The organism is Alteromonas sp. P256 (assembly GCF_036864455.1).
GTDB lineage: Bacteria > Pseudomonadota > Gammaproteobacteria > Enterobacterales > Alteromonadaceae > Alteromonas.
On sequence record NZ_JAZETM010000004.1, the window covers coordinates 273258 to 291595 of the forward strand.

An 18338-nucleotide genomic window follows, 5' to 3' on the forward strand; every position below is an offset into this window, starting at 1 on the left:
ACTCCCGCGGCGCTCCTACTCATGTGGCTATTCATCCATATCAAAAGACACATTCGATAGCGTTCCCAAACTTGAGTTATCACTGGCATCTAGCTTAATCATAAGGCGAAGGTCGTTTGGTGAGTCAGCGTGATGCAGCGCTTGGTCCATTTCAATTCGTCCTTGCTTATACAGGTCGTACAGGGCCATATCAAAGCTCTGCATACCCTGCTCTTTTCCTTTTTTCATCGCTTCTTTTAGGCTGCCAATCTCGTTGCGTTGAATAAGGTCGCTTACCAGCGGCGTATTGAGTAGCACTTCTATTGCCGCTACTCGGCCTTTCCCGTCTGGCGTAGGCACTAATTGCTGCGCAACAATGGCGCGGATGTTTAAGCTTAAATCAAAACGCAGCTTGTCATGCATATCTTTTGGCGCTAGGTGCATTATTCGCTCAATGGCTTGGTTGGCATTATTAGCGTGCAACGTAGCGACACATAAATGCCCTGTATCAGCAAACGACATGGCATATTCCATTGTCTCCATAGAGCGAATTTCACCAATAAGAATGACATCTGGTGCTTGGCGTAGAGAGCTTTTTAACGCATCATCAAAAGACTGGGTGTCTATACCCACTTCACGCTGGGTAATAACGCAGTTATTGTGTTCGTGCACAAATTCAATTGGGTCTTCAATGGTAAGAATGTGACCGTGAGAGTTTTCATTTCTGTGGCCAATTAACGCGGCCAAGGAGGTTGATTTACCGGTGCCGGTTCCCCCTACAAATAGCACGAGCCCGCGTTTTGCCATTATGATTTCTTTTAAGACTCTCGGTAGCCCTAAATCATCGGCTTTAGGGATTTGAGTTACAATACGCCTAATAACCATTCCCGCTTGGTCACGCTGCCAAAAAGCAGAGCAACGAAAACGCCCAATTCCCTCTCTAACGATAGCAAAGTTACATTCTTTTGATGTATGAAACTCGTGTTGCTGCTTTTCTGTCATCGCTTCATGAACCAAAGACAACGCTAATTCTTCAGAGGTATCTGAATCGGAGATGGGCGTTAGCTTGCCGTTAATTTTTGCACTAATTGGAAAGTTGGCCGTGACGAATAAATCTGAGGCATTCCCGTCGATCATTTTTTGTAAAAGCGAATCTAGCATTATGGTTCCTGGGTTTTAAACCTGAAAAATTAGATCTGAATATGGATGTTTAGCAAACGTTTTAGAAGTTATTCATCGATTGTTTATCAACAGACTTAGCCGCAGCATCTTGCTTTGTAATCACGCCCATTGCCACCAAGCGCTGCAAACACTGATCCATGGTTTGCATGCCATGAGCCTGACCGGTCTGAATAACCGAGTACATCTGCGGCACTTTATCTTCGCGGATAAGGTTTCTAATGGCCGGGATTCCCACCATAATCTCATGGGCAGCTATTCGTCCGCCGCCAACTTTTTTCAATAGGGTTTGCGATATTACCGCTCGTAAAGATTCGGATAACATTGAACGCACCATAGACTTTTCCTCTGCCGGAAACACGTCGATAATACGGTCAATGGTTTTTGGCGCTGAGTTGGTATGCAAGGTACCAAATACCAAGTGACCAGTTTCCGCGGCGGAGATAGCAAGGCGTATAGTTTCTAAATCACGTAGCTCGCCTACAAGAATAACATCGGGGTCTTCACGTAACGCCGAGCGCAGCGCATTGTTAAACGAGTGTGTGTCCCGATGCACTTCACGCTGATTAACTAAGCTAAGCTTATTGTCGTGCACAAATTCAATGGGGTCTTCTATGGTAAGAATATGCTCACGCTTGTGAGTATTAATGTGATCGACCATCGCCGCCAATGTGGTACTTTTACCCGAGCCGGTAGCGCCAGTCACTAACACAATTCCAGTTGGCTGATTGATAATTTCTTTGAAAATATCCGGTGCACCTAAGTCGTCTAGAGTAAGCACATCGCTTGGGATTGTACGAAGCACCGCTGCTGCGCCGCGATTTTGCACAAACGCGTTAACACGAAATCGCGATAGGCCTTTTACTTCAAAAGAAAAATCGGTTTCTAAGTTTTCCTCGTATTCTTTGCGTTGCATGTCGTTCATGATTTCATAAACAAGGCCATGAACCTGCTTGTGATCGAGGGCTGGAACATTGAGCTTACGCATTTCGCCATCAACGCGAATAAGCGGCGGGAGTCCGGCTGACAAATGTAAATCTGAGGCGTTATTCTTAACACTAAACGCTAAAAGTTCGGTAATATCCACAACCACTTCTCCATAACAAGGTGAATAATGCAAACAATAGCAGAAAGAATAAATTCCGCACTAGAGGGAATTACACAAGCCGCTACGTCAGTACATCGTCCACCAAATTCAGTCAAATTACTAGCGGTAAGCAAAACTAAACCCGTATCGGATATCATTGAAGCGTATGAAGCAGGACAACGATTGTTCGCAGAAAACTATGTTCAGGAAGGTGTTGAAAAAGTTCAGGAACTTGCTCACCTCACCGATATAGAGTGGCACATGATAGGCCCTATTCAATCGAATAAAACCAAGGTCGTTGCCGAACACTTCGACTGGGTGCAGTCGGTTGATAGAGAAAAAGTGGCGCGAAGATTAAATGATCAACGCCCCGACAACTTATCTGCGCTAAATGTATGTATTCAACTTAATATTGATGATGAAGACAGTAAATCTGGTGTTAAACCTAACGAACTTGATGGCTTAATTCAGTTTATCGAATCGCAAGAAAAATTATGTCTTCGCGGTATCATGGCCATTCCAAAAGCCAATCCAAGCGAAGAGGAACAAGCGCATAGTCTCGGTAAACTGAAAGAATTATATGACCATTACCACAAATCGCTGGCCAATTTTGATACCCTATCAGTAGGAATGAGCAGCGATATGAACGCTGCCATCAAAAATGGCTCTACAATGGTGCGTATAGGCACTGCTATTTTTGGTAAACGTGGTTGAGTCGTTTCCTCCAAAGCGTTTGAATGAGAGTCTTCAGCGTTTGAATGAGAGCCGTCAGCGTTTGAATGGGAGCCGTCAGCGCTGAAAAGTGCAACGTTAGCGCTTAAAAATGAGACGCCAATGTTTAAACACACAACTAAACTACGTACTAAGCAATACGCAATTGCGTCATTACCTATGTGCAATTATGCGTGTTGATTTAAGCATTACACAGACAACAAATAGGATTTACATGCAACAGAAAAAATTAGCCTTTATTGGCGCAGGCAACATGAGTCGCAGCATCATTAGTGGATTAATTCAGTCTGGCTATGCAAAAGAAAATATACTTGCAGCAAACCCGTCTACGCCGAAATTAGACAAGTTGAAAGAAGAGTTTGGCATACAAACCACCCAATCTAACGATGAAGCCTGCCAGTTTGCCGATGCCATTGTGCTTGCAGTAAAACCGCAAATTATGGGCGACATGTGCGCTGACTTACAGAAAAACAATGACCTAGCGGGTAAGCTCTTTTTGAGTATTGCAGCAGGCCTTCCGGTGTCTCGCTTGCAAGAGATGTTAGGTGGTGATTACCCAGTAGTTCGTATTATGCCCAACACGCCAAGTTTATTGGGTAAAGGCATGTCGGGTATGTATGCCGACGACACAGTGACGCAGGAAGACAGATCCTACGTAGATGATGTAATGAACAGCGTAGGTGAAACCGTTTGGGTTAATGAAGAAGATGGTATCAATGGTGTCATTGCTGCTGCTGGCAGCAGTCCTGCGTACTTCTTCTTGTTCCTTCAGAATATGCAAGAAGAAGCTATGAATATGGGGTTTGATAAAGACCAGTCTCGTCTTATGGTGCAGCAAGCTATGCTAGGTGCAGCCGAAATGGTGTGCAATAACCCAGACCTTGAATTAAGCGAGCTTCGTGCCCAAGTTACTTCTAAAGGCGGTACTACCGCACAAGCGGTGAATACGTTTATTGACGAAGGCTTGAAAGATATTGTCAGCAAGTCTATGCGCGCTGCCGTCGCTCGAGCCGAAGAAATGGCAAAACAACTTTAACGTTTTTGAGACACTTTTTTAGGAATCGTTTTTTCAGGAAAAACAGTAGATGAACGCAACGGTATTTTTAGTCGATACATTATTTAACCTTTACCTGATGATTGTCATCTTGAGGTTGTGGCTGCAGATGGTACAGGCAGACTTTTACAACCCAATGAGCCAGTTTATCGTAAAGGCCACACATCCGGTTGTAGGACCGTTGCGACGCGTTATTCCGTCCATAGGTCGATTTGATACAGCCACCTTTGTGCTAGCGCTTGCAGTTTGTGCGCTTAAAATCACTACCTTAATATTGATATCTGGCGGTAATCTAAACCCGATCGGAATTGCCATAATGTCAGTCATGGGTGTGATAAAAGAAACCTTGTCGCTTATATTCTGGGTGCTGCTATTGCGGGCAATTTTAAGCTGGGTCTCACAGGGTCAGTCTCCTGTAGACTATGTGCTACATCAGCTTACCGAACCGTTTCTAGCGCCTATTCGCAAAGTTATCCCTCCCCTGGGCGGCCTTGACTTGTCGGTGCTTATCGCAATTATTGGATTACAGTTTTTACAGCTGCTGATCCAAGACGCGCTTAGAGTGCTATGAGTGTATAAATGATGAACGGGCAATCCTCTCTCTCTTTGTAGGTGAAGGTTTACGTAGGTGAGGAGTTACGCTAACGCGGTCCAAAAATCGAAGAAAAACGGTGCAATTAATGTCAATGCGAGGAACAGCGGTGAATATAGTTAGAAAATTGTCATCAGTGTTTATAGGTACGTTACTCATGTGCCTAAGCGTACAGGCTCATGCGGAGCAAAAAGAAACTCTTGGTGAATGGGATATGCACTACATGGTAGTGAATACGCCGTTTTTAACACCTGAGGTGGCAGCTAGTTACGGTATCGTTCGCAGTAAATACAACGCACTAGTGAATATTTCGGTGTTAAATAAAGATTCTGGCGAAGCTCAGAGAGTATCAGTGACTGGCAACGCAACAAACTTGCTCGGTAGTAAAAAGCAGTTGACGTTTAAGAAAGTGGAAGATGGTGATGCTATTTATTATTTGGCGGTATTACCGTTTCGCGACCAAGAGACCTATCGCTTTGAAGTCACCGCTCAAAGAGCCGCTGAAAAGCAAACCCTTAAGTTTAAACAAAAAATGTACGTGGACTAAGGCGCCCTGCCCTTAGTGACTACCTTTTAAAAACGAGGTCTTTGACCTCGTTTTTTGTGTCCGCTATATTTTAATAAACTCTCTTTACGATACGCTGTTCCTAGTAAATAATCAGAACAGCATTATTTTATGTATTCACATATTATTATGTTGTATTAGGCATAAGAGGCGCTTGTTAGGTGCGGCTTGTAAACTGCGAATCATATGTTGAAACGCTTGCTTTGCGGCCTGTGCAATTTAGATTATCCACCTCAACACGTTTTGCTTTATATAAAGCGCTTCAGAAGACCTGAGGCAACCCATAAAAATATAAAAAGAGAAATAAATGACTATGACTACGCCCTACCCTCACCTTCTCGAGCCTCTCGATTTAGGCTTCACCACATTGCGAAACCGCACTTTGATGGGCTCTATGCATTTAGGCTTAGAGGAGGAAAAAGGCGGGTTTGATAAATTAGCTGCATTCTATGCAGAGCGAGCAAAAGGCGGCGTAGGCCTCATTGTGACGGGAGGAATAAGTCCCAACATTTCTGGATGGGTAGCCCCATTTGCAGGGAGAATGACCAGTAAGAGACACGCTAAGAAACACAAAGTTATTACCGAGGCTGTTCACGCTGAAGGCGGCAAGATATGCATGCAGATTCTTCACTCTGGCCGCTACGGCTACCACCCTCTAGCGGTATCAGCTTCACCGGTGAAATCCCCTATTACCCCCTTTAAACCCAGAGCACTGTCTTCAAGCGGTATCAAAAGCACAATAAAAGACTATGCAAATTGCGCAGGTTTAGCTCAAGAGGCTGGGTATGACGGCGTAGAAATTATGGGGTCAGAGGGCTACCTCATCAATCAGTTCTTTTGTGAGCGCACTAATCAACGGGATGATGAGTGGGGCGGCAGTCTGGAAAATAGAGCGCGACTGGCTATCGAGGTAGTGAAAAGTGTGCGTGAAAAAGTAGGGGCTGAGTTTATTATTATTTACCGTCTTTCAATGCTGGATTTAGTGGAAGGCGGAGCCCAATGGGGTGAGGTGGTTTATTTAGCTAAAGAGATAGAAAAGGCAGGCGCAACGCTCATCAATACAGGTATTGGGTGGCATGAAGCGAGAGTGCCAACCATATCAACCTCGGTTCCGCGCGCGGCTTTCACTTGGATAACCAAGCGGATGAAGGCAGAGGTATCATTGCCGCTGGTGACGACTAACCGAATAAATACGCCAGAAGTTGCTGAGTCAGTCTTGGCAGAGGGTCACGCAGACATGGTTTCCATGGCGCGCCCTTTTCTTGCCGACGCTCACTTTGTTGCCAAAGCAATGCAAAATGAATCGAAGCTTATCAACACCTGTATAGCCTGTAACCAAGCCTGCCTAGACCATGCCTTTGAACAAAAGCGTGCAAGCTGTTTAGTTAATCCGCAAGCCTGCTATGAAACCGAACTCACCTTCTCGCCAACCTCTAACAAGAAAAAACTGGCGGTTATTGGTGCAGGGCCAGCAGGCCTATCCTTTGCGATGTACGCCGCCGACCGCGGGCACGATGTGCACCTTTATGATCAAGCTAGCGAGATTGGTGGTCAATTTAATTACGCAAAGCAAATACCGGGGAAAGAAGAGTTTTATGAAACCCTTCGTTACTTTAAATATCAATTAGCGCGCGCCAATGTCACTATTCATTTAAATACTCTTGCAACCACAGAGACATTAAAAGATGGAAGCTTCGATGAGGTTATATTAGCGAGCGGAATTAAACCTAGAAGCTTAACGATTGAAGGTCACGACCACCCGAAAGTGTTGGGTTATCTCGACGTATTGCGGGATCATGCTGAAGTAGGTCAACGGGTAGCGGTGATCGGTGCCGGAGGCATCGGGTTTGATGTCGCTGAATACCTAGTTGAAGATGCAGATCTTACTGAAAATAGAGACAAGTGGCTGCAGCATTGGGGAATTGATAAAAGCTATGCCGCCGGCGGCGCACTTAAGGAAAAAGAGCTCACACCCACGACTCGCGAAGTATTTTTACTTCAGCGTAAAACTACAAAAGTGGGTAAGGGCTTAGGCAAAACAACAGGTTGGATCCACCGTCAGTCCCTTAAACTTCACAACGTGCAAATGATCAATGGCGTATCTTACGAGAAAATTGATGACAAGGGGCTTCATGTTGTTATTAACGACAAACCAAAACTACTGGAAGTCGATAACGTCATTGTATGTGCAGGCCAAGAGCCATATACGCCATTAAAAGCGCCTCTTGAAGAAGCTGGGTTTAAGGTACACATCATAGGTGGCGCGGATGTGGCGGCGGAGCTTGATGCTAAAAGAGCCATTCGTCAGGGCGCCGAATTGGCTGCGAAAATCTAAGCGTTTTTGGTTGTCTAAAGAATAAAGTTACTTTGCTAATTAATCGGTAAATCTATTAACACGCTGCAGGGCATCAAGCTTTGCAGCGTATAATCCTCTTTCCTTTTCTCCAAAAGCGAGCTCCTTTGCTTTTTTGAGCTTAGACTCTGCACGTTCTATATCGCCGAGTAAAAAGTATGCTTTTGCTAACCCCATATAACCTTCACTTAAATAGGGCCCGGTTTTTATAGACTTGTTGAAAAGGGCAACAGCCCTTCTTGTTTCGCCTTGATCTAAATATTTAACGCCTTGGTCGTACCATTGATAGGGGTTGCTCTCTTCAACGTCCAATAGCTTACTTCCTATTTTCGCTAATGTTGCACTATCTCCTACCTCGGATAACAGCACAGCGTAGTTCGATAAGGTGTGTATAGATTCAACATTATTCTCAATCGCAAATTCATATATGTCTCGCGCTTTTTTATGCAGCATGTTCTGACGATAAAACACCGCCAAAGCGTTAAGGGTTTCTGAATTAAGCGGGGTTTGGCGCATTGCGGTTGATAGTAAACTGTAGACTAGCGACGAGTTATTCACTGCCATCGCCTTTGCTGCCTTATTTTGATAATACATAGAAATAAAATCGTTAAAGGCTACGTATTCCCCTGTGTCGTTAAGTGATGACGGGAAATAATCGATAACAGTGCGACTACGAAAATAAACAACGCCAAGCTTTTTCTCTTCCGCCTCAGGGCCAAGCACAATGGTTTTAACATGGGCAGAGGTGGTCAAAACATGATTGTGACGCCGGTAAATAGGCGGCGTGAACACCTTTTTGTAATATACATCTAACCCAACAACGTTAGCCAGTGCAGTGGTTAGTATTGCCAGCGTCAGGCAGTTTCCCGACCTTTTTTCAAAGGCTTCTGTTGCAGTAAATGTGTCTCCTGCGTAGCTAAAATCTGTAGCCCATTTCTCTAAAAAATTGGATATACGAAAATTGGGGGACACATCTTGCTGTTCGTCGCTATTGAAAAAGGATAAAAATTCCGCTTTTTGGTTGGGTGTGAGCGCCAATATCTCATGAGGCTTAATAACCTTGGTTTGGCTAAATTTGTCGCTTTGCCAGTTGAGTGTAGAAGACAGATTGCTGGAAACATCATCGCTGCTACTCACCTGCTGTGAGGTGCTTTGACAGCCAGAAAGGCTTAACGCTACACAGACAAAGCCAATAGCGGCTAAAGACGCGACAAATCTATTATGTTGCTTCATTGCGTTCCCCATACTTTACTTTCCAGTCCCGACGGGCTGAATTTTAGAGTAGAGGAAGTGAGATCAAAAAACCAGCTTTCACTTAATAGCAAAAGCTGGAGATAGCAAAAGCTGGCTTTGTGCGTACTTTTTTAATAGGCTAACTTTGATGACTAGCTTTTTTTACTAGCTATCCAGCGGTCTATTTTTTGTTCAAGAATAGCCAGCGGGATACCACCTGTGTTTAATACCTGCGCATGGAATTCTCGAATATCAAAATTCTTGCCAAGGGCTTGTTCAGCCCGTGCGCGCAACTCTTGTATTTTTAATGCGCCAACCTTGTAAGATAAGGCTTGTGAGGGAATAGCAATATAACGCTCTACCTCTGCCACTACCTCAGTGCGCGTCATGCCAGAGTTATCAAGCATAAAGTCGATGGCTTTTTCTCTGCTCCACCCCTTTGCGTGAATACCGGTATCAACCACCAAGCGCATGGCTCTTAACTGCTCATCTTGCAATGTGCCGTAACGGTTCCACGGATCGTCGAAGAAGCCCATTTCGTACCCTAGCGTTTCAGAGTATAACGCCCATCCCTCGCCGAAAGCGGGCAAAAAGCTAAAGCGCATAAATGAAGGCAAAGAGTCATTTTCCTGAGCAAGGCTTACTTGAAAATGATGGCCCGGTGCACCCTCGTGCAGATATAGCGTCACGTTCCCGGTAGTTAAACGGCTAGGTAAATCATAGGCGTTAAAGAAAAACGTTCCTGGACGTGACCCATCAGGCGTACCCGGTTGATAAGAACCACCGGCGCTAAACTGCTCAATAGCCGGATCGTAAGGCTTTATCTCTAGCTCTGACTTTGGCAATAATGAGAAATACTCACCAATTTTCTTGTCTACCTCTTTGCCAATACGATAGTAACTTTGGGTTAGTGCTTCACGACTTTCAGGCTTAAATTGTGGGTCTGTGCGCACGAAATCAAACAATTCGTTTAACGTGCCTTCAAAACCCACTTCGTCTTTTATTGCTAGCATGTCGTTTTTAACGCGCTTTACTTCTCTAAGACCAAGTTCGTGCAGTTCGTCAGGAGTCAAAGGCAATGTAGTCGAGCCTTCTACCATTAGCTCATAAAGCTTTGCTCCGCCTTTCATGTCGCTCAAACCGATGGTTTCACGAGCAACAGGTAAGTACTCGGTTTGAAGAAAGTCGCGCATACGAGTGGTTGCATCGTAAATGTCTTGCGTAGCCTGCTCATATTCACTCGTTAAACGAGCCTTTTCTTCATCAGAAAATGATTCTGGAAGCATGGTCATAGGCCCCCAAAACTGCGATTCTTTAAGCGGTATTGCTAGCTGTGTATCAAACTGCTTAATAACGCGGTCTATGGTGAGCGTAGTTTCTAACACGCCAGATTCCATTCCCTCTTTAAAACGCTCTATCGCGCGGTCTGAAATGGCAATATAGTCTTTGTGGCGTGATAAGTTGTTCTCGTAGTCTTCAACGGTTTTAAAAGGAGCTGCCCCCTTACCGCTTGCAAATGAGGGATAGAAAGTATGGAACCCACTAAAGTGATTAACAGGACGTACTTCGGTTAAGGCGCTTATCTCAGGAGAGGACATCTCAAGTGCGCGCTCTTGATTGTATTTAAATACGTCATAAGCCAATTTGTCAGTATCATCTAGCTTGCGTCTATCAATTTGCGCAAGTTCCGATAAATTGAGCTGCGTATTGGTACGGCTTGCTAACTGATGAGCATCAGTTAAAAAATCGCCCAAGCGATCTGCCCGTCGCATATCACCGCGAAATATAGCCATTACAGGGTTCAGCGCTAAATTACGCTCATCGGATGCTGCAAAAAGCGCGAAAAGTTTTTCATGCTCATTTTGAGCTTCTTGCATAACGGTTGGCTCTTTTAGAGCGTCATTATGAGAATTTGCGATAGCAACTGATGTACCTAGCGCTAGTGCGACTGCACTGCTAATCAACAGCATTTTTCTGATAATCATACCTTTTCCCTTGTCGTTTTATTTTTAATAGATTTTGTCGAGAACAGTTCATATGGCCCCTGCCCCCGAAAATTACAAACCTAATTGATTAACGCCTACTTTAGGCCTTATCCACACAAAGTGCTATGCATGAGTGCATATCAATTGTTACGCAATATATACGAAGGGGGCTGTTTAAGAGGAAAGCTCTAGGTATCTGTACGAAACAGAGTCTGTTGGTAGAGGTATCAGTATTAAAATAACCGAATGTATGCAGACGGCAAGACCGACACGCCATCTGGCGTGCCGGCTAAGTATTACGTCTTCTGGTTTCGTCTCGAGGTTATTCTTCTTGGGTTACTCTTATTGGGTTACGCTTCTTGGTTGCGCAAAAAGACAAGCTCAGTTGAGGAGCTTTGTTCTTCACTAAACTGGTAACCATCAGTATCAAACGCTTTTAACCCGTCTACATCAGCCACTTTATTCTCAATAATATAACGGGCCATTAGGCCTCGCGCTTTTTTAGCGAAAAAGCTGATTATCTTATACTGCCCGTTTTTGCAGTCTTTGAACGTAGGGGTAATAACCATGCCGTCTAATTCTTTTTTCTTTACTGCTTTGAAATATTCATTAGACGCCAAATTAATAAGCACATTGTCACCTTGTGCACTAAGGGCTTCATTCAGTACTTTCGTAATGCGGTCGCCCCAAAATTCGTACAGGTCTTTTCCCTCTGGGTTTGACAGTTTTGTCCCCATTTCCAAGCGGTAGGCTTGCATTAGATCAAGCGGACGTAAAAGACCATACAGCCCTGATAAGATTCTTAAGTGATCTTGTGCAAAAGCTACCGATTCATCGCTGAGGGTATATGCATCAAGCCCGGTGTAAACGTCACCGTTAAACGCATACATGGCCTGACGGGCATTGTCTTTATCAAAAGGAGTAGAAAATTCAGCGAAACGATTGGCGTTTAGGGTTGCTAGCTTATCGCTAATTTTCATTAGTGACGATAAGTCTGCTGGCGACAAAGTGCGACACACTTCCATAAGACGCTTTGTATCGTCCATCATGGTTGGCTGAGTAAACGTACTCACTGGAATTTCAGTTTCGAAATCAAGATTCTTTGCTGGGGAAACTACAACTAACATGTCAACTCCTTAGGTTTCTGCAGACTAGCTCTTATAAACCTGAGTATATCACCACCTGATAGTGAAAAAATAACACCCTGCAACAAACATACAAATTGGCTTAACAGAGAAATCCGATTAGCAGTAAATTAGCGCCTGTAAGCTATAATTTGTCACATGATTTTGGTATAACTATGCCTAATAAGAATTTCATTAACGTAATCAAACGTTAATTCCCTACTCGCAGAAAAACGAACCATTTAATTCAACTTGTCTCTCTGACAAGTTGTACAAATTTTGAATGACTAATAGAGAGAATTATGAGCAATCAGCTAGCATCGTTACGTGATATCACTACCGTTGTTGCCGACACCGGTGACATTGACGCTATAAAAAAATACCAGCCTGTCGACGCTACAACTAATCCGTCTTTATTGTTAAAAGCAGCTGGCTTACCACAGTATGCAAGCTTGATTGACGACGCCGTAGCTTGGGCTAAATTGCAGTCGAATGACGCTGACCAGCAGCTTATTGATGCCTCAGACAAACTCGCGGTCGCTATTGGTAAAGAAATTTCAGGCACGATTCCTGGTCGCATTTCTACCGAAGTGGATGCTCGATTATCTTTCGACACTGCGGCCACTATCGAAAAAGCAGAACGCCTCGTTCAGCTTTATAAAGACGCGGGTATCGATAAATCACGCATTCTTATTAAAATTGCATCGACCTGGGAAGGCATTCAAGCGGCAGAGGTTTTAGAGAAACAAGGGATTCAGTGCAACCTTACTTTGTTATTCAGTTTCGCGCAGGCAAGAGCATGTGCTGAAGCAGGCGCCTATCTCATTTCTCCTTTTGTGGGCCGTATTCTAGATTGGTACAAGAAATCAACGGGCAAAGAGTCTTACGCTGCCAGCGAAGACCCAGGCGTAGTGTCGGTCACTAGCATTTACAACTATTACAAAGACCACGGCTACAACACCGTAGTAATGGGAGCCAGCTTTCGCAATATTGGTGAAATTCAGGCGTTGGCAGGGTGCGATCGCTTAACCATTAGCCCTGCTTTACTTGAAGAACTTGCCAATGAACCCGGTGAGCTTGAAGTAATGCTTAAAGACAATGGCGCAACACAAACGCCTGGTCCGCGCTTAACTGAAAGCGAATTCCGTTGGGATATGAATCAAGACGCAATGGCAACGGAAAAACTATCAGAGGGGATCCGTAATTTCGCCGCTGACCAAGATAAGCTTGAAACCTTACTTCGCGAAAAGCTAAACGCATAAGGACGATGAGTAAATGAGCGTATTAACATCACTGCCCGAGTGGAAAACGTTAAGTAAGATAGCCGAGACGGTTAAAGGCGCACATATGCGAGACTGGTTTGCGTCTGATAATGATCGCGCAGAAAAGATGACGCTTAACGCATGCGGCATTTATTTAGATTATTCTAAAAACCGTGTAAACGACGATGCGCTTTCTTCACTTTTCGATTTAGCCCGTGCATGTAATTTAGAAACAATTCGAACAAGCATGTTCGAAGGCGAACACATTAATACCACCGAAGGCCGCGCGGTATTGCATACTGCACTGCGCAACTTCTCTGACCACCCAGTAATGGTTGATGGCGAAGATGTCATGCCTGAAGTGCATGCAACGCTTGAAAAAATGAAAGCCTTTACCGAGTCGGTTCACAGTGGTGAACACAAAGGCTACACCGGCAAGCCCGTTAAACATATTGTTGCAATTGGTATCGGCGGCTCGTTCTTAGGTCCTAAGATCATGACTGAGGCGCTTAAGCCTCACACTGTTAACGCCGTTAAAGTACACTTCGTTGCTAACGTTGATGGCTGTCACATTCACGACGTGCTCTCAAGTGTAGATTTTGAAGAAACCCTTGTTGTTATGTCTTCCAAGTCATTCACGACACAAGAAACACTCCAAAACACACTCACTGCAAAAGATTGGTTCTTAAAATCAGGCGGCACGCAGCAAGACATTGCTAAACACTTCGTTGCTGTATCTTCAAATGTTAAAGCGGCCACTGACTTCGGAATTAGCGAAGATAACATCTTCCCAATGTGGGACTGGGTTGGCGGGCGCTATTCATTGTGGTCTGCTATCGGCCTTCCTATTTCATTAGCACTTGGGTTTGATAACTACAAAGCACTGCTTGAAGGTGCTTTTGAAATGGATACCCATTTCACCACCGCGCCTCTTGAAGAGAACATGCCGGTACTATTAGGCCTGCTTGGCGTTTGGTATCGCAATTTCTTTGATGCACAGTCTCACGTTCTTCTTCCTTACTATCATTATTTGCGTGGTCTTCCAGCCTATGTACAACAGCTGGACATGGAGAGTAATGGTAAAGAGGTGACGCAAACCGGTGAAAGCGTAGACTACCCTACAGGGCCAATTATTTGGGGAAGTGAAGGTACTAACGGTCAGCACAGTTTCCACCAGCTTATCCACCAAGGTTCTGGCATCATTCCAGCTGACTTTATGTTGCCGCTTAACGTACCGAATCAAGATGACACTCATCATGCAATGTTGGCCTCAAACTGCTTTGGTCAAACCCAAGCACTGATGCAGGGCAAAACTTTTGAAGCATGCTATGCAGACCTAGATGGTCAGGGCCTAGACGACGCAGAGCGCAAGCGTCTAGCCGCTCATAAAACCATGCCGGGAAATAAACCAAGCAATACTTTTTTGTTTGATAGCCTTACGCCTAAAACACTTGGCGCGTTGGTTGCAACGTATGAACATAAGGTATTCGTTCAGGGCGTTATCTGGAACCTTAACTCCTTCGACCAATGGGGCGTGGAGTTAGGTAAAGCACTTGGAAACCAAGTACTTGCAGGCATTCAAGGCGAAGCAGACAAAGACAACTTTGACGCTTCAACGCAACAATTGATTGCCCGCTTCAGAGCAGCGAATGCACCAAAATAAGGAAAGTATGGGGTAGCAACACACCCCGCCTTGGTGCAAATAATAAACTGAACGGTCGGCTTACCCCCGGCCGTTTTTTTTGGCCAGCGTTTAAGACAATGTCTAACACTCACCATGGGTTTACTCGCTGCAAATAGACTTTGCTCGCCCTGAACAATGTCATGAAAATGCCACACTTTGTTAATAAAAAGTAAATATAAGTGTTTTATTCTCAGTGCGGCTGTGATAAAAAATGTACAGAGGGAAGTTGCTCTGTATTAGTTGTAATGGTGTAAAAAGGAGATCCCAATGGATAAATCAGATCTATTTGCCATGTTAGACATCGAAGCAAGTCCAGCAAAAACAAAAAGTAAAAAAAGAAAATGGAGAGAAATCGAAGCGCTGCAAGATCGCTACAAGTTGGAAAAAGAACTCGCTGAGTTAGATTGTGGTTTTGAGTACGAGCTTGAAACACTAGAAAGATAACAAAAAGCCGCCTGAATTTTCAGGCGGCTTTTTTCTTTCTACATAGCTAGCTTTTTTATATTTAGACCTGCCATTGAATAGGTGCCTTGCCCGATTCAGTGAGAAGCTGGTTTGTTTGGCTGAAAGGTTTACTACCAAAAAAGCCTCTGTGTGCGGAAAGCGGGGAAGGATGTGGCGCGTGTAAAACATAATGTTTTTCGCGATTTATCGTGTTACCTTTCTTTTGAGCGTGACTGCCCCACAGCAAAAAGACCACATTCGAACAGTGCTGGTTTACTACCTCTATAACTTTATCGGTAAAGGTCTCCCACCCTAGTTTCGCATGGCTATGCGCTTTGCCCTGCTCAACCGTAAGTACCGTGTTTAATAACAACACGCCTTGTTCAGCCCAGGGCGACAATGTGCCGTGGTTTGGAATTGTGAAACCGTCTATATCGTCGGCCAATTCTTTATAGATATTTCTAAGAGACGGTGGAATTTTAACGCCTGGTAGAACAGAAAAGCACAGCCCGTGTGCCTGATTTGGACCGTGATAGGGATCTTGTCCTAGTATAACGACGCGAATGTCCTCTAACGCTGTCATGGCAAAGGCATTGAACACGTCCTCTTTTGGCGGGTAAATAACCTTACCCGCTTCTCTTTCTGCCTGAACATGCAACATTAGCTCTCGGAAATAGGGAGTTGCCTTCTCTTGTGCTAATGCCTCTGTCCACGTCATCATGGCTTTAAAAGACTCATCATGTGTTGCTTCAGTGCCTCATAAGTTGCAGGCAAATCGACGGCTAAACTATCTTCTCCCGCCACATCAGCAAGAGGCTTAGGTAAGCTGATTGGGTTTCCTAACACGTTTTCTACCGTCTCGCGGAATTTTGCAGGATGGGCAGTACCAAGGAACAGGCCAATTTCCCCCTCTTCCAAGTCATGACTCACTGCGCGGTAGGCAATAGCAGCATGAGGTTCGCTCGTATAGCCCTGCTGCGCTAACTGGCGCATAGCAAGCTGGGTGTACTCTTCGTCAACCATTTCACCTTTCAAACACGCTTTGTCGATATACCCACGCTCAATAAGGGCTTCGATACGCGGCCAGTTATTCGGCTGGCTCACGTCCATGGCATTTGAAATAGTGGCCACTGTTGACTTCGGATCCCACTCTCCCGTTTTTAAATAACGTGGAACAGTGTCATTGAGGTTTGTCGCAGCAATAAAGCGCTTAATCGGCAGCCCCATTGCTTTCGCAATCATACCCGCGGTTAAGTTACCAAAGTTACCGCTAGGCACTGAAATAACCACCTGGTCGCGCTTTTCTTTTGGCAACTGGCTTATTGCCTCAAAGTAATAGCATACTTGAGCCAACAAACGGCTGATATTGATTGAATTGGCAGAGTTTAGGTGCAGGCCTTCACGCACGTCTGGGTCGTCAAACGCCGATTTAACGAGCGATTGACAGGCATCAAAATCGGCTTCAATGGCAACCGTGTGGATATTGCCGCCTAACGTAGTGAATAGTTTTTCTTGAAGCTTGCTGATTTTTCCCTTTGGAAACAGAATAACCACGTTAATATTCTCAATACCGTGGAACGCGTGAGCGACGGCAGCGCCAGTATCACCTGAGGTTGCGGTTAAAATAGTTATCGGCTTGCCTTCACTGATGCGAGATAATGTTTGCGCCATAAAGCGCCCGCCGAAATCTTTAAATGCCAGCGTTGGGCCGTGGAAAAGCTCAAGTGAATACACATTGTCATTAACTTGCTCAACCGGTGCGCCAAATGAGAAGGCCGTTTCAACGATGGCATTTAACTCGCCTTCTGCTAATTCATCACCAATTAGCGTACGAAGTACTTCGATGCTGCGATCGACAAAGGGCTTTTCCAACAGACCGTCAATATCGTGTAAGGCTGGAATTTTCTCTGGAAAATACAGTCCCTGATTTTTGCCCAAGCCACGCTTTACCGCTTCTGCAAAAGTTGCCGTATCTGATGAATCTTTTAAATTTACCAATTCCACTTTTATTTACCTTCTTAAATTCTTACCACGCCCATGCAGGCTTTAGTTCAGCCTTTTTAAGGCTGTTTGCCCTGTTGAGTTTAAGCTGTGTGCTGCTGTATCAGGCCTTTGATACTAGCGTTCCGAGCTTTGGAATTTGACATACATGGCTAAAACCATCGTCATTTTGCACATAATTTTTATCTAAATAAGCTGCAATGTTTTCAGCTTGAACTTGGCTATCACATACCGCAAAGACAGTCGGTCCCGACCCTGAGATACCGAAGGCCAGTGCACCTTCACGCTCACTGAATGCGCGCGCTTCATCGAAACCTGGCAACAGTGATTTTCTGTACGGTTCAGCAATAACATCTTGCATTACCGAGGCCGCCAGAGAGAATGCTTTTGAATGCAATGCGTGAACAAACACACCTAGCTGACGACCGAAGGTCAGTGCTGTCGCCATGTCCACCTGCTTGGGCAATATATCCCTAGCCGCCGCCGTCGATACACTGATACCAGAATAGCAAATAGCATAGTACCACTGCTCGTTAAGCGGTAGCGATAACGTTACCGGCGATGGTGAGCCTGTCATTAACGTCATACCGCCAAGAAAGCACGGCGCCACATTATCGTAATGAATACTGCCGCTAATCTGCCCTTCTAACTCACCCATCATCGTTAACAACGTATCGTCGTCGAAAGGGCTATCAAAGAACGCATTTAAAGCGGCAAAAGCAGCCACAATTGAACTCGCACTTGAGCCCAATCCACTGCCAATGGGCAGATTTTTATGCAGCGTAATAGCGACAGGTGATACCGCTTTGTCGTCATTCAACATTTTTTCACAAAAATAATGATAGCATTTCGTCACTATATTGCTGTCGGCGTCATCGGGTAGTTTGTGCGCAAAAGCACCGAGGGTTTCTAGTGAAAAATGCGCCGCTTCTTTAACTTCTACCTCATCACCGAGTCTTGTGCCATCCACCGGCGCAAGTGCAGCACCAAGGACATCAAAGCCCAAACTAACATTACCAATTGAGGCCGGCGCATAGGCACGTATTGCTTTCATATTCGTATTC

At 44.8% G+C, this 18338-nt stretch carries 16 protein-coding genes; 8 read left to right on the forward strand and 8 right to left on the reverse strand.

Features of this window, described 5'->3' with window-relative positions; translation table 11 throughout:
• Nucleotides 1-27: 27 nt before the first annotated feature.
• Together V7R39_RS08980 and V7R39_RS08985 are read right to left on the reverse strand one after the other, a co-directional pair.
• Nucleotides 28-1140, reverse strand: coding sequence for a PilT/PilU family type 4a pilus ATPase (locus V7R39_RS08980; RefSeq protein WP_334030161.1), 1113 nt, complete (start codon nucleotides 1138-1140; stop codon nucleotides 28-30).
• A gap of 61 nt (nucleotides 1141-1201) precedes the next feature.
• Entirely contained in the window at nucleotides 1202-2245 is a 1044-nt protein-coding gene (locus V7R39_RS08985; protein ID WP_163104530.1) for a type IV pilus twitching motility protein PilT, read from the reverse strand.
• A 27-nt stretch (nucleotides 2246-2272) separates the two neighbouring features.
• Between V7R39_RS08985 and V7R39_RS08990 the strand changes: the two genes are divergently transcribed.
• From V7R39_RS08990 to V7R39_RS09010, 5 genes are all read left to right on the forward strand, one after another.
• On the forward strand, nucleotides 2273-2959 hold the full coding sequence (locus tag V7R39_RS08990; protein ID WP_334030162.1) for a YggS family pyridoxal phosphate-dependent enzyme: 687 nt from the start codon (nucleotides 2273-2275) through the stop codon (nucleotides 2957-2959).
• Nucleotides 2960-3191: 232 nt separating this feature from the next.
• Nucleotides 3192-4013: a pyrroline-5-carboxylate reductase gene (gene proC / locus V7R39_RS08995; protein ID WP_334030163.1), complete on the forward strand. Its 822-nt coding sequence runs from the start codon at nucleotides 3192-3194 to the stop codon at nucleotides 4011-4013.
• 49 nt (nucleotides 4014-4062) lie between these two features.
• The gene (locus tag V7R39_RS09000) at nucleotides 4063-4602 is read left to right on the forward strand and encodes a YggT family protein (protein WP_334030164.1); all 540 of its coding nucleotides are present in this window, start codon (nucleotides 4063-4065) and stop codon (nucleotides 4600-4602) included.
• 178 nt (nucleotides 4603-4780) lie between these two features.
• Nucleotides 4781-5170, forward strand: coding sequence for a DUF4426 domain-containing protein (locus V7R39_RS09005; protein ID WP_334030221.1), 390 nt, complete (start codon nucleotides 4781-4783; stop codon nucleotides 5168-5170).
• Nucleotides 5171-5495: 325 nt separating this feature from the next.
• Nucleotides 5496-7523, forward strand: coding sequence for an NADPH-dependent 2,4-dienoyl-CoA reductase (locus V7R39_RS09010; RefSeq protein WP_334030165.1), 2028 nt, complete (start codon nucleotides 5496-5498; stop codon nucleotides 7521-7523).
• Nucleotides 7524-7562: 39 nt separating this feature from the next.
• On the opposite strand, the gene V7R39_RS09015 is transcribed toward V7R39_RS09010, so the two are convergent.
• From V7R39_RS09015 to yaaA, 3 genes are all read right to left on the reverse strand, one after another.
• Nucleotides 7563-8774, reverse strand: a complete 1212-nt coding sequence (locus V7R39_RS09015; RefSeq protein WP_334030166.1) for a tetratricopeptide repeat protein — start codon at nucleotides 8772-8774, stop codon at nucleotides 7563-7565.
• A gap of 152 nt (nucleotides 8775-8926) precedes the next feature.
• The gene (locus tag V7R39_RS09020; RefSeq protein ID WP_334030168.1) at nucleotides 8927-10759 is read right to left on the reverse strand and encodes a DUF885 domain-containing protein; all 1833 of its coding nucleotides are present in this window, start codon (nucleotides 10757-10759) and stop codon (nucleotides 8927-8929) included.
• A gap of 350 nt (nucleotides 10760-11109) precedes the next feature.
• Nucleotides 11110-11886 carry a peroxide stress protein YaaA gene (gene yaaA, locus V7R39_RS09025; protein ID WP_163104520.1) on the reverse strand — a complete coding sequence of 259 codons (777 nt, stop codon included), beginning with the start codon at nucleotides 11884-11886 and terminating at the stop codon, nucleotides 11110-11112.
• 299 nt (nucleotides 11887-12185) lie between these two features.
• Here yaaA and tal point away from each other — a divergent pair, with 299 nt between their 5' ends.
• From tal to V7R39_RS09040, 3 genes are all read left to right on the forward strand, one after another.
• The gene (gene tal, locus V7R39_RS09030) at nucleotides 12186-13145 is read left to right on the forward strand and encodes a transaldolase (RefSeq protein WP_163104518.1); all 960 of its coding nucleotides are present in this window, start codon (nucleotides 12186-12188) and stop codon (nucleotides 13143-13145) included.
• A gap of 13 nt (nucleotides 13146-13158) precedes the next feature.
• Complete coding sequence (pgi, locus tag V7R39_RS09035) at nucleotides 13159-14808, forward strand: glucose-6-phosphate isomerase (RefSeq protein ID WP_334030170.1); 1650 nt, start codon at nucleotides 13159-13161, stop codon at nucleotides 14806-14808.
• Between the two features lie 288 nt (nucleotides 14809-15096).
• Nucleotides 15097-15273 carry a DUF3545 family protein gene (locus V7R39_RS09040; protein ID WP_012519516.1) on the forward strand — a complete coding sequence of 59 codons (177 nt, stop codon included), beginning with the start codon at nucleotides 15097-15099 and terminating at the stop codon, nucleotides 15271-15273.
• Between the two features lie 61 nt (nucleotides 15274-15334).
• On the opposite strand, the gene ung is transcribed toward V7R39_RS09040, so the two are convergent.
• The 3 genes from ung to thrB form a co-directional block, all read right to left on the reverse strand.
• Complete coding sequence (gene ung / locus V7R39_RS09045; protein WP_334030172.1) at nucleotides 15335-15994, reverse strand: uracil-DNA glycosylase; 660 nt, start codon at nucleotides 15992-15994, stop codon at nucleotides 15335-15337.
• Nucleotides 15991-17277, reverse strand: a complete 1287-nt coding sequence (gene thrC / locus V7R39_RS09050; protein WP_334030174.1) for a threonine synthase — start codon at nucleotides 17275-17277, stop codon at nucleotides 15991-15993. Before thrC ends, ung begins: the two co-directional genes overlap by 4 nt.
• Nucleotides 17278-17377: 100 nt before the next feature.
• Entirely contained in the window at nucleotides 17378-18328 is a 951-nt protein-coding gene (gene thrB / locus V7R39_RS09055; RefSeq protein ID WP_334030176.1) for a homoserine kinase, read from the reverse strand.
• Nucleotides 18329-18338: the final 10 nt, after the last annotated feature.